A 12,746-nucleotide genomic window follows, 5' to 3' on the forward strand; every position below is an offset into this window, starting at 1 on the left:
GGCTGTGTCATAGAAAACGGTTGATGCTTTATTTCCTTGAAATTCCAAAGAAATAATCAATAAAATCCCCCAATCACAGAGCCCACCAGCGGAAAACTTGGAGAAAAAAGCATATATTTTCAGTACATTGCCGAAACAAAAAAAACAACTATGTACTATGACAGAGCCAAAAATAAAGCATCAGCCATTTCCTATGACATGCCCCAAAAAACATCGGCCATTTGCTCTGGCAAAGCCTTCCGTTTGTTTTACAACGCCCAAATCTTCAAAAGAGGCAAAGACGCGGAATAGGGATTCGATAAAGTCAAAAATCTTTGAAGATGGAGGGATGGGGGTCCGGGGGAAGGGAGGAAGAAACTTTCTATAGAAAGTTTCTTCCTCCCTTCCCCCGGTTCCTAAAACGTCGTCACCTCAGGATACACCGGTACCTGAAAAACAGCGTGGCAGGTGAGGCCGAGCATGACGGCACCGATGCCGCACTTGACCACGATGCCGAGGAAACGGCCTACCAGCGCGCCTTTGGCGGCTTGCCGGGCTTCGTAGTCGTTACGCCCCTTGCAGCGCTCCATAAGATAACAGCCGACCCACGCGCCCACGAGCGCGCCGATGAACGCGCCAAGGCCAAACAGCAGGGGAAGCCCCGCCAGAGCGCCGACAAGCGCGCCGAGCAGCCCCGCCCACATGCCGCTGGTGCTCGAACCGTATTTCTTGCTCCCCCAGCCTTGCGCAATGTACTCGATGACCTCACCGAACAGGGCAAGGCCGACAAGCATGGCGAAGAAGAAAAACCCCATGTCTCCGGGGGAGGGGTAGGCAAACCTCCAAAGCCCGATGAGGCCGAGCATGATCCAGTTGGCGGGAAGCGTGATCACGTTCAGCAAAAGGACAAAACCGAGCAGGACGAGGAAGATGGTCGGAAAAAGAACCTCCACGCACTACTCCTCGTCCGCCGTCTTGCGCAGCACTTCCATGACCGAAGGCAAATGGCGCAATCGGTCGATGACATGGTAAAGATGCGCCACGTCGCGCACCTGCACCACCATTTCCATCTCGGAGCGCCCGTCCACCAGCGCCTGCAAAAGACAGCCGTCGATATTGACGTCCTCGTCGCGCAGGACGATGGCGATGTCCGCCAGCGACCCCTTCTGGTTGCGGGCCATGATATGGATACGCACCGGGAAGGGCTGCGTCTCATGGCCGTCCCACTGCACGGAAACGAGGCGGTCAGGCTCCATCTCCTGAATGTTCGGACACGTCGCCGTATGGACGATCACGCCGCGCCCGCGGCTGATGAACCCCACAATGGAATCGCCGGGCACGGGGTTGCAGCAGTGGGCGATGCGGACCATCATATCGTCCACGCCGCGCACGGAGATGCCGCCCGTCTTGGGCGGGGGAGGCGGGCTCTGCTCCTTGCGCTTGCGGTGGGAGACGACCGTGTCCACGGCATCGGGCGTTTCGAGGATCTCCGGCGGCGAAACGATGGACTGCAAACGCTTCACCACCTGCTTGGTCGTGAAGCGCGCGTACCCGATGGAGGCCATCAGCTCATCCACTGACCCGGCGGCAAGGCTGTTCACCAGCGTGCTCAGGTGCCCTTCCTTCTCGGCCTTGCTCAGGTTGATGCCTGACTTGCGGGCTTCCTTTTCCAGCATTTCACGGCCAAGGCCCATCGCCGCCGCGCGTTCTTCGGTACGCAGGTACTGCTGGATGCGACTGCGCGCCTTGGCGGTTTTGACGATCTTGAGCCAGTCCCGGCTCGGATGGCGGTTCTTGTCGGTGATGATTTCCACCGTGTCGCCGCTCTTGAGCGCGGTATTCAGCGGAACCAGCTTGCCGTTGACCTTCGCGCCCACGCACTGGCTGCCCACCTGCGTATGGATGAGGAAAGCGAAGTCCAGCGGCGTCGCGCCTTCGGGGAGTTCCTTTACGTCGCCCGCGGGCGTGAAGACGTAGACTTCATCCTTAAAGAGATCCATGCGCAAAGTGTGCATGAATTCCTTCGAGTCCGATTCCTGCCCCTGCCGGTTGACGATCTCTCGGAGCCATTCAAATTCCGGGGCGTCCTTGACGTTGACCGCGTGGTGGCGCTCCTTATACAGCCAGTGCGAGGCCACGCCGTGCTCGGCAAGGCGGTGCATCTCCTCGGTACGGATCTGGATTTCGATCCGCTCGCCCTCCGGCCCGATGACCGTGGTGTGCAGGCTCTGGTAGCCGTTGGCCTTGGGCATGGAAATATAGTCTTTGAAGCGGCCCGGCACGGGCTTCCACTGCGCATGGACAAGGCCGAGCACCGCGTAACAGTCGCGCACATCCTTGACGATGGCGCGGAAAGCCAGGATGTCGTGCATATCGTCAAGCGTCAGGTTCTGCTCGGTCATCTTCTTGTAGATGCTGTAGATATGCTTGATGCGGCCCCAAACCGTACCTTCGATCTGGTTGGAGCTGAGGATGCCTTCCAGCTTGGCGATGATCTTGGCGATGAGCTGGCGCTCCACGACCTGATTGCTTTCCAGCCAGTCCGAAATCTGGGCGTAGACGTCCGGGTGTATGTATTTGAAGCTCAGGCCCTCAAGTTCCAGCTTGATCCGGTGCAGGCCGAGGCGGTTGGCGAGGGGCACGTAAATGTCCATCGTCTCCTGCGCGATGCGCTGCCGCTTGTGGGCCTTCTGGAAATCGAGCGTCCGCATGTTGTGCACGCGGTCAGCCAGTTTGACGATGGGCACGCGGATGTCGTGCGACATCGCAAGGATCATTTTGCGGATATTCTCCGCCTGCTGCTCTTCCTTGCTGTCGAACGTCATCATGCTGATCTTGGTCACGCCGTCCACGATGTCGGCGACCTGTTCGCCAAATTCGGCGTCAACCTCTTCAAGCGTGACTTTGGTATCCTCGACCGTATCGTGCAGCAGCCCGGCAGCCACCGCATGGGCGTCGAAGCCGAGCTCGGCAAGGACTTCGGCCACGGCCAGCGGGTGCGAGAGATAGGGTTCGCCGGAAAGCCGTACCTGCCCGGCATGGGCCGCCGCTGCGTAAGCATAGGCTTTGCGTACGAGCGCCTGTTCCGCTTCCGTGGAATTGGCAGCCAGCCGGCTCAGGATGTTCTGCATCGGCAGGGGAAGATGGGAGGCAGGAGCTTCAACTGTACTCATGGACTCGTCCTGTGGGCTGATGGTGCATGATCACCGCCGCGCAAGGTTTTGTGCGGCGGTATACGAACTCTAAGGCCGAACGCTGTACCTCTGCAAGTCTTTGGGAACCCACCAGCGATCAAAATTGTACATGATGCCGTTCAGCTCAGGCTTGATGCCTTGGAACCGGGCCTGCACGATGGGCAGTGCGTAGGGGACGTAGAGGAAACAGTAGGGCTGTTCGGCGTCAAGGATCTCCTGCACGCGGTCGTAAAGCTCCTTGCGGCGATCCTGATCGGCCATGCTCCGGGCCTCCACGAGCAGCTTGTCGACCTCGGCGTTGCGGTAGCCCGTGAAGTTCAGCCCGCCGGGCTTGGCCCGTGAAGAGTGCCATACGTCATAGATGTCGGGATCGAGGGTAATCGTCCACGCGAGGATGATGGCGTCGAAGCGCCCTTTATTGACAAACTCCTTGATGAAGGCGGCCCACTCCACCGTGCGGATATGCACCGTGATGCCCAGCGCCTTGAGCTGGCTTTGGATGATGATCGCCGCCTTGATGCGCGAATCGTTGCCTTGATTGACGAGGATGGTGAACAGGAACGGCTTGCCGTCCCGCTCAAGGAGGCCGTCCTTGTCCTTTTTCCAGCCGGCCTCGGCCAACAGCCTGCGGGCCTCGTCCACATCCTGTTGAACCGGCGTCAGCTTGTCGTTGTAGGCCCATGTCCCCGGCTTGTACGGCCCCACCGTGGGCACGCCCTGCCCGAGCAGCACGCCGTCGATGAGCGACTGGCGGTCGATGGCCATCGAAATGGCCCGGCGGACGCGCACATCCTTAAAGAAAGGATGCTGAAGATTGAACCCGAGGAAGGTGTAGCTGAACGACAGGTAGCGGTATTTGCGCCAATCCCGTTCCCACTGCGGCCCTTGCGTCTGGCGCAGGTACTGCTGGGGGGAAAGGGACATCATATCCAGCTTTCCGGCCTTCAGCTCCAGAAACATGGTCGAAGGATCGGGGATGATCCGGTACACCACCTCATCCAGATTGGGGCGGCCCTCGAAATAGGTATCCGAAGCCGTAAGGGTAAGCATGGAACCGGCGTCCCATTTGGCAAGCCGGTACGGCCCCGCGCCGATGGGCTTGCGGGCCGCGGGAGAGGTCATGATATCCTGCCCCTCAAGCACGTGCTTGGGCAGAATGGCCCCCATCCATGTCATCAGGGAGCGGGCGAAAGGCTTGGCATAACGCACCTCGAACGACAGCCGCCCTGTCTTCCTGAAGGATTCGATGGCGAGGAAGTCCCCGGAATAGGCCGTTGGCGTCTTGGGATCGATCATGAGCCTGTAGGTGAATTCCACATCGTCCGCCGTCAGGGGCGCGCCGTCCTCCCAACGGATATCGTCGCGCAGGACGAAGCGGAGGAGCCTGCCGCCGTCGAGCACCTCATAGGAAGCGGCGGCCCACGGAACCACATTCAGATCCTTGTCGTACTTGAGCGGAGCCACATACAGGAGCCCGGTGATCTCGCTCGAAGCGGAATCGGACGCCATATAAGGGATGAGGTTGGACGGCTCGCCGATGGTGCCCATCAGGATACGCCCTCCGGTGACCGGGGCGCCTTCCGGTGGGGCCGCCGCTTCCTCCGCAAAGGGCATGGCTGGACGGAACGCCGCAAAAAACAGCGCCCAAAAGGTGAAAAACAGAATCAACAAGCTCTTTTTCATACGCATTCCGGGTCAGTTGTAAATATTTTCTCGAAAATGCCCATAACATACTTGCGTACCCTTGAAAACAGACGATTCTTGGCATACAACGATAATATAAGACTCGTCGCTTATACTTCCGTGCATCCCCTTCCGCATCTGCGGAGCGCATCGTTCTGCCGGGTATCCATCCCACTTTATCAGTTATGCCGCAAGCATCCGTACCCATAGACGAACTGTCGGCAAGGGATCTGCCGCTTTGATGAGGCTTATGCACAACAAACAAGGATACGCTGTTTAAAAGTGCCATGACAGAAGCAAGGACATCCGAAAAAATGAACGTACGTGAGGAAAATGCCGCCAGGGCCATGATCCAAGGCTTCCTGAAAGATTCCGTGCCCGAATACATCAAGGATACGGGGCAGGAAATCCTGAACAGCGGCGGCGTCCACAAGCTGACCATCCGCAAGGAGGGCGATACTTGGGACGTGGAAGGCATCGTCCAGGGCGAGGACTTCCAGAACTATTCGCCCCACCTGCTGCTGAATCCGGGGGACTCCCAGATTTCGTATAACTGCAACTGCCATGAAGCGTTCATGGGCGTTTGCCGTCATGTGGCCGCCACCGCCTTGAAGATGTTCGCGGATCTCGACAAGGACTATGGCGCGCCGGAGGAGCCGCAGCGCCTCAACACCGAATGGCGCCAGAGCTTCCGCAGCTTCTTCTCCAGCTCTCTGGAGCCGGAAACCGGACGCCACTACTTCATCTTCCGCTTTTATCCCGAACCGGGCCGCCTCATCGTGGCGCTTTTCCGGGCGCGGCAGAACAAGACCGGCCTGTCCTCCGTCCATCAGGAAACGTCGCTGGAACAGATCCTGCGCAATCCGGAGTGGTGCGACCAGTCTCCCCAGCTCCTGCAGGTCGCCCGCCAGATCGGGCACTACCTCGACTACTACGGGCACAGGATTGAAATCCCGGAGGGCCTCGTTTCGTGGTTCTTCTGGGCTATCCGCCGTGAATACTATATGTTCTGGAAGGATACGGACATCCCGTGCACCATCGTGAGCACACCGCTCACCGTGAAGCTGCGCCCCAGCCTCGACGAGGACGGGCTGCGCTTCGACGTGCTGCTCCAGCGCGGCGAAAAGAAACCCTTCTCCATTTCGGAAGAAGACAGCGAAATCACCTTCCACGGGCAGATGCCCCTGTGGGTGTGCTGGAACCAGAGCTTCTACCCGGTGCAGACCAGCCTTTCCCCCTCGCTGGTGAAGCAGCTTGTCGCCGACCATCCCGTGGTGCCGCAGGACAACATTTCGGAATTCCTCGACCGCGTATGGGCGCGCCTGCCCGCCTCCGAGCTCTACGAGCCGGACGAATTCCTCAAGATCATGGGCCCGATCTTCCAGCCCGCGACCTACGATCCCAAGCTGTTCCTCGACGAGGAAGGCAGCCTGCTCACGCTTGAAGTCCAGAACACCTACGAAACGGTGCACGGCGAATTCGTCCTCCCCGGCCCGAACCCGGACTTCCAGACGGGCAGCTACGTCTTTGAAGGGCATACCTTCCTCGTGCGCCGCGATCAGACCGAAGAGGCCGCGCTCATGGCGCAGCTCGCGGAAATGCACTTCCAGCCCAGAAGCACCCGGCTGTGGTTTATGGAGCCGGAAGAGGCCATCGCCTTCCTGCTCGACTCCTACCCCACGCTGGTGGAAAACTGGCGCGTGTACGGCGAAAAGGCGCTCACCCGCTACAAGGTGCGCATGTCGCAGCCGGTCATCTCCGCCAAGGTGGAGAGCAACGAGAAGGAAAAGTGGTTCTCCCTCGACATCGATGTGGAGTACGACGGCCAGCACCTGCCTCTGGAGCGCATCTGGAAGGCATGGGTACGCGGCCGCCGTTACGTGCAGCTCAAGGACGGCTCCTACACGAGCCTGCCCGAATCGTGGCTGGAAAAGCTGGCCCACAAGCTACAGGCCCTCGGCTTCGACCCCACCAAGCCGCCCAAGCGCCAGTTCAAGCAGTTTGAAGCCCCCGTGCTCGACAACCTGCTCGACGACCTGCCCAATGCGGAAACCGACTCCTTCTGGAACTCGCTGCGTGAGAAGGTGCGGAACTTCACCGAGGTGGAGCCCGTCAGCACGCCCAAGGGCCTGAACGCCACCCTCCGCAACTACCAGCTGCAGGGCGTTTCGTACCTGAATTTCCTCAGCGAGTACGGGTTCGGCGGCATCCTCGCGGACGAAATGGGCCTCGGCAAGACCATCCAGACCCTGTCGTTCATCCAGCATATGGTCAACCACGGGCATGAAGGCCCGAACCTCATCGTGGTGCCCACGTCCGTGCTGCCCAACTGGGAACGCGAATCCGAAAAGTTCGTGCCCCACCTCAAGCGGCTGATCATCTACGGGACGCGCCGCGAAGGGATGTTCCGCAAGGTCGCGGATTCCGACATCGTGGTGACGACCTACGCCCTGCTCCGCCGTGACCTTGAGGAGCTGGAAAAGCACTACTTCAACTCGATCATCCTTGACGAAGCGCAGAACATCAAGAACCCGAACACCATCACGGCCCGCTCGGTACGCGCCATCAAGGCCCGGATGCGGCTGTGCCTGTCCGGTACGCCCATCGAAAACAACCTGTTCGAGCTGTGGTCGCTGTTCGAGTTCCTGATGCCCGGCTTCCTCGGTTCGCAGCACGCGTTCCAGCGCGGCGTGGTCAAGCCCATCCGCGACGGCGACGGCGAAAGCCTCGAATACCTGCGTTCCCGCGTGAAGCCGTTCATCCTGCGGCGCACCAAGGCCGAAGTGGCCAAGGATCTGCCGCCGAAGATCGAGAACGTGACGTACTGCAACATGACGGACGAGCAGGCCGAACTCTATTCGGCCCTGACCCGGAAGCTCCGCGATCAGGTGCTGGCCGACGTCGAAAGCAAGGGCATGGCCAAGAGCCAGATGTCCATCCTCGACGCGCTGCTCAAGCTGCGCCAGATCTGCTGCCACCCGCGCCTGCTCAAGGTGGACATGCCCGGCTTCTCCACCGGGAGCCTGCCCTCCGGCAAGTTCGAGGCCTTCAAGGATATGATCTTCGATGTGGTGGAAGGCGGCCACAAGGTGCTGGTCTTCTCGCAGTTCGTGCAGATGCTGCAGATCATCCGCGGCTGGCTCCAGTTGACGGACATCCCCTTCTGCTATCTGGACGGTACCAGCAAGGATCGCCTCGATCAGGTGGATCGCTTCAACAACAGCCTGGACATCCCGATCTTCCTCATCTCCCTGAAGGCGGGCGGCACGGGCATCAACCTGACCTCAGCGGACTACGTCATCCATTACGATCCGTGGTGGAACCCCGCCGTGGAAAGCCAGGCCACCGACCGCACGCACCGCATCGGCCAGACGCGTCAGGTGTTCTCCTACAAGCTGATCTGCCAGAACACCGTGGAAGAAAAGATCCTCAAGCTTCAGGAAATGAAGCGCGGCGTTGCCGAGGCCGTCATCCCCGGTCAGGACACATGGAAGTCCCTCACCAAGGAAGACCTCGAAATGTTGTTTGAGGTTTAGAAACGATTGGAGGGGGCGGGGGAAACTTTCTGGAGAAAGTTTCCCCCGCCCCCTCCAAACCTCCCCCGCCCCCTTCAAAGACTTTCCCCTTTATTGAATCCCTCTTCACTTTTTTCCTGTGCAATATGGGGCTGCCGTTTCCATCCGGCGACATTGCAGGGTAATGCGGGAGGCGCAGACAACGGCGGAATATCGCAGGGCTATCCCTGCGGCTCCTAAATCGTGTCGTCAATCAGATATAATCTATTAAAATTATTTTAAATAACTACATACAAATAACACAGCCCAATGCTGTTCAAGCCGCTTCAAAAGGTTATCCGAAGCATCAAAGAAGGCCCTGTCATGGCATATGGATGTGTTATTTCCGCAGCATGTTGAAAAGTATAGGCTTTTTATCCAATTTTTCCGCTGATAGGCTCCATGATTGGGGCATTTTATGAGTTATTCCTTTGGAATTTCAAGAAATAACGCCTCAGGCGCTTCCTATGGCACAGCCTCAAAGAAAGCCGTGTACGATAAACGGTTGATCTCTTGCTTCTTGAAGTCCCCAATGGGGGCCAACAAAATGCCCTGAACAGGGTTCGCTGGCGGAACTGCTGGAGCGAGCTGATTTTCACCATACTGGGGAAATGAAGCTGTCATATTTCGCTATGGGGCCTAGGTTGTGTCGTTATTTTACATATAACTATTTGAAATTATTTAATAATAATCTTTTTATAAATTAAAAATAGTTAAATAACTTGGCTGTGTCATAGAAAATGATTGATGCTTTTTCCTTGAAGTTCCAAAAGAATAACCAAGAAAATACCTCAGCTGGGGATTCCGCAAGGGAAAGCAGGATAAAAAGTCTGTATTTTCAGTGTACTGTAAAAACAAAACAACCACATACTATGACAGAGCCAATAGCTTCAATAGATTATATCTAATTGACGACACAGCCTAAAAAACTACCCGTTATGCGGACAGCCGTTTGTTTCGGCCGCTTCGCGCCCTCAGCACGCCGAAACCCATGAAAAGGAATTTTTAGCATACGCAAGGCTGTAAGGGTGTTGGGAACCTCCCGCCCACCGGGAGGCTTTCTTTCCATACAAAAAGGCGGCCTTGGACAGCCGCCTCTTTCCGCTAACCCCACAGCCAAAACAGCGGGGCAAAAAATCCGGCGGGGAGGGGGAAGGGAACCCGTCCGGGTATCTCCATCCTTCAAAAAGCCCCTCCCCACCGGGCTATGGTTATTCTTCAACCTTACGGCGCTTTTCCCAAAGCTTCATATCCTTCATCTTCTTGCGGCGTTCGCGCTGAAGGCCCTTGCAGACCAGCGGGGTATCCTTCTTGAGGCCCCACTTTTCGCGGTACTCGGCAGCGTCAAGGTTATGGCTGGCGAGGTGCTTGCGCGTCAAAATTTTGAATGTCTTGCCGCATTCCATGCAGGTAATCGACTTTTCTTTGATGGACTTGCGGGGATCGCTCTGCACATCGGAGCTGGCAAGCTCCTCGGCACAGCCTTCACCCTCGGCAACATTCTTAATATCGGAGGAAAGACGGCGCACCATAGAGATGATTTCGTCTTCCGACATGATACGGACGCTGGCCTGTGCTTTGACAATATCCAGTGCTTCTTTCAAATGATCATCCATCAGGGATGCCTCCTCGGAACAAAGTTGCTGAAAAGGTTGTGCTATGGATTCAGGAACCTCTCCTGTACCCACTCCCCCCAGAATCCCGATACACCTTTCCCCCGTGTCTCCTCACCCCTGAGGTGACATGGGACGGGGACAGAAAGGAACGGAACCGTTCCCCCGGCAAAGTACCCCTACCAGCCGTCCACTGTCCCTGATGCCAAGGCATCTCACTTCCCTCTATTCCGTACTCAGGATCTCTGCACAACAAACCATATCTGAAACGATATTGTTCAGTATCGCACGGGGAGGCTATGCAATGCAACTGCTTTTCGCACCCTTTTATTATATACTTTCCATGAAGGCCGGCTAAAAGGCGGTTATTCCATGCGGCCGCATCAAGAAGTATGGTTGAGGAACGCTGCTTGCCCGTCCCATCTTGTTCAGGAGGAATCACAGCTTGCACGGGGAAAACGCCTCCCCCCGTTTTCTTGGGCAGATGATCCGATAGGGGGCAGTAAGCGGCGCCCTGCACTTTTCCCAAGAGCAGAACGGGGCGCAGTAAAGAGATGTTGCTGACGAGTCCACAAAAAGGCCCCCCGCACGGCCCCCAAACCGGGGGCGGCTGCAGGAGGCTTCTTCAAGGGAAAACGGCGGCGGGGCCCAGAGCCTTTTCACTTTAGAGTGTATATATCCGTCCAAAGCCAGTCCTTACCCCAACGGGCCGGGGGAAAAGATAACTTATAAGCGGCGTTGGAAAAAACGGAAGGCTGCATCATAGAAAACGATCGATGCTTTTTCCTTGAAGTCCCCAAGGAATAACCGGCAAAAGGCCAGCTCTGGATTCCGCCAAGGGGAAAACTGAAAAAAGGTGTCTTTTCGGCTGTGGAGATGAAACGGCCACATGCTATAGTGCTGGGCGCAATGCCTCCGTGCCGATGGGCAAAGCAATTGCCGGGATGCCTCCCCTTCCCCAGCGCCGCCCCATCCTTAACCTATGCTCCGCCAGACTCTGGCCATGTCAGGCAAAGGAACGGGGATCAATCTTATACTTCTTAACCTTGTAATTGACGATACGGTAACTCACCTGCAAATCCCTGGCGGCCTGCAGCATATTGCCGTGCGCATGCTGTAGGGCGTCGATAAGCAGTTCCTGCTCGAAGCGCGCCACCGCATCGTTGAACGGCAACGCCGTCCGGCTGTCCCCGGACGTCTGGAGGAATTGGGGCAAATGGGCGGCGCGCAGGACGAGATCGTCGCATCCCTGTACGGCGAGCTTCATGCACTGGGCCAGCTCCCCGGCATTGCCCGGCCACGGGTATTGCAGGAGAAGTTCCTGCGCCGGCGTCGAAATGCGCTCCACCCTGCGCCCCATAGCCTCGGCGGACGCCTTGAGGAACATATCCGCCAACGGAAGGATGTCTTCAGGACGTTCACGCAATGGAGGCAGGGTAATGGGAAACGCGGTGATCCGATTGTACAAGTCCTCAAGAAAGGCGCCTTGGGCAACCAAAGATTCCAAATCCGCCGCCGATGAACAGATAAAGCGCACGTCCACGCCTACGGGCTGCCCGCCCCCCATACGGATCACGGACTGATCCTGCAAGACATGCAGGATCTGCGTTTGAATGGACAGGGGAAGCCTGTCGATGTCCTCAATGAACAGCGTACTGCAGTTGGCAAGCTCAAACAGCCCCTTGCGGGTCTGAACGGCACCGGGAAACGCGCCTTTGCGGTAGCCGAACAACTCGCGTTCGGCCTGTTCCTCGGTCAGCCTGTCGGCACCCGACGACTGGAGGCGCGACGCATAAAAACGCACCAGCGGCAGTTCGTTGCGCACGCTTGCCGTATGGATGAATGCCGCTACGCGGGCTTTTCCCGTACCAGGTTCGCCCCGGAGCAGAACCGGGCCACGCCCGTGCCCGGCGTAGCTGGCCTGCTTCAGCGCCTCGCACATGCCCTCGGATACGGCAAGTATGCCGCCGTCCAAATCCCCGGCCACATGCGGCCTGTCCCCCCGGCGCTCGGCAAGGCGCTGCTGCCGGGCCATGTCGTCTTGCAAATACGTGGCCTGCGCCGCAATCATCCCCGCAACGACCTCAAGGAAACAACGGTGCCGCTCCAGTTCCTCGCGTGAAGCCCGCGGCGTATCGACGCTCAATACGCCGATGACCTTGCGCGCCTGCTCGCGGCCCGGCTCCCAGCTTATCTGCGGGGCGAGCACCGGGACGCTGAGGAAAGCCAACGAAGACAGTTCCTCATCGGTACGCACAAAAAATTTGCTGAGAAAAACGGGGTGCCCCTTGAGGCACTCGACGATAACCGGCTTGCCCGTGACGAAAACCTGGCCGGTAACGCCCATGCCGGGCTCATACACGACCTGAGCGCTCCGGGGGGCGCCATCAGCCACGCAGAGGCGCAGCGTCCGGGTTTCCGGATCGAAAATGACCAGATGCGGGCGCAGAAAACCATGCCGCTCGGTAAGGAGCGAAAGCAAGGAGTTAAGCGAAGACTGGAAACCACGCTGCGGCCCCATCCCTGCGGCGATGCGCCGCAGGGTTTCCATGTACGGGATGGGATCCAGCAAATCGGCTGTCGGCTGTTCGGACATAAGAATCAAAAAAGGGACTGAAAGGCACGTTTCAAGCCCCAAGTGTGAGGGTGCATGAATGTGAAGGAAAAACGGGACGGCCTGCCCCTTCATCCATAAAAAAGCATTCGGAGGAGCCGGGGCCTGT

At 57.9% G+C, this 12,746-nt stretch carries 6 protein-coding genes; 1 reads left to right on the forward strand and 5 read right to left on the reverse strand.

Translation table 11 applies throughout. The features are described from left to right. Positions 1-395: 395 nt before the first annotated feature. The 3 genes from ACZM8Y_RS12045 to ACZM8Y_RS12055 all read right to left on the reverse strand — a co-directional run bounded on the left by ACZM8Y_RS12045 (position 396) and on the right by ACZM8Y_RS12055 (position 4,856). The gene (locus ACZM8Y_RS12045; RefSeq protein WP_308771441.1) at positions 396-932 is read right to left on the reverse strand and encodes a DUF456 domain-containing protein; all 537 of its coding nucleotides are present in this window, start codon (positions 930-932) and stop codon (positions 396-398) included. 3 nt (positions 933-935) lie between these two features. Continuing rightward, positions 936-3,152 (reverse strand): RelA/SpoT family protein, encoded by a 2,217-nt coding sequence (locus ACZM8Y_RS12050; protein WP_302552537.1) that lies wholly within the window; start codon positions 3,150-3,152, stop codon positions 936-938. A gap of 69 nt (positions 3,153-3,221) precedes the next feature. Beyond that, positions 3,222-4,856 (reverse strand): peptide-binding protein, encoded by a 1,635-nt coding sequence (locus ACZM8Y_RS12055; RefSeq protein WP_482334248.1) that lies wholly within the window; start codon positions 4,854-4,856, stop codon positions 3,222-3,224. Positions 4,857-5,170: 314 nt separating this feature from the next. Here ACZM8Y_RS12055 and ACZM8Y_RS12060 point away from each other — a divergent pair, with 314 nt between their 5' ends. Further along, positions 5,171-8,392, forward strand: a complete 3,222-nt coding sequence (locus ACZM8Y_RS12060) for a DEAD/DEAH box helicase (protein WP_337430444.1) — start codon at positions 5,171-5,173, stop codon at positions 8,390-8,392. A gap of 1,229 nt (positions 8,393-9,621) precedes the next feature. On the opposite strand, the gene ACZM8Y_RS12065 is transcribed toward ACZM8Y_RS12060, so the two are convergent. Next, positions 9,622-10,026 (reverse strand): Ros/MucR family transcriptional regulator, encoded by a 405-nt coding sequence (locus ACZM8Y_RS12065; RefSeq protein ID WP_302552540.1) that lies wholly within the window; start codon positions 10,024-10,026, stop codon positions 9,622-9,624. A gap of 1,003 nt (positions 10,027-11,029) precedes the next feature. Further along, positions 11,030-12,619 (reverse strand): sigma 54-interacting transcriptional regulator, encoded by a 1,590-nt coding sequence (locus ACZM8Y_RS12070; RefSeq protein ID WP_482332070.1) that lies wholly within the window; start codon positions 12,617-12,619, stop codon positions 11,030-11,032. Positions 12,620-12,746: the final 127 nt, after the last annotated feature.

Source organism: Bilophila sp., assembly GCF_057864385.1.

Bases quoted from the DNA above. Each gene is read 5' to 3' on its own strand.
- ACZM8Y_RS12050 (WP_302552537.1), bottom strand. From the start codon at position 3,152: ATGAGTACAGTTGAAGCTCCTGCCTCCCATCTTCCCCTGCCGATGCAG.
- ACZM8Y_RS12055 (WP_482334248.1), bottom strand. From the start codon at position 4,856: ATGAAAAAGAGCTTGTTGATTCTGTTTTTCACCTTTTGGGCGCTGTTT.
- ACZM8Y_RS12060 (WP_337430444.1), top strand. From the start codon at position 5,171: ATGAACGTACGTGAGGAAAATGCCGCCAGGGCCATGATCCAAGGCTTC.
- ACZM8Y_RS12065 (WP_302552540.1), bottom strand. From the start codon at position 10,026: ATGGATGATCATTTGAAAGAAGCACTGGATATTGTCAAAGCACAGGCC.
- ACZM8Y_RS12070 (WP_482332070.1), bottom strand. From the start codon at position 12,619: ATGTCCGAACAGCCGACAGCCGATTTGCTGGATCCCATCCCGTACATG.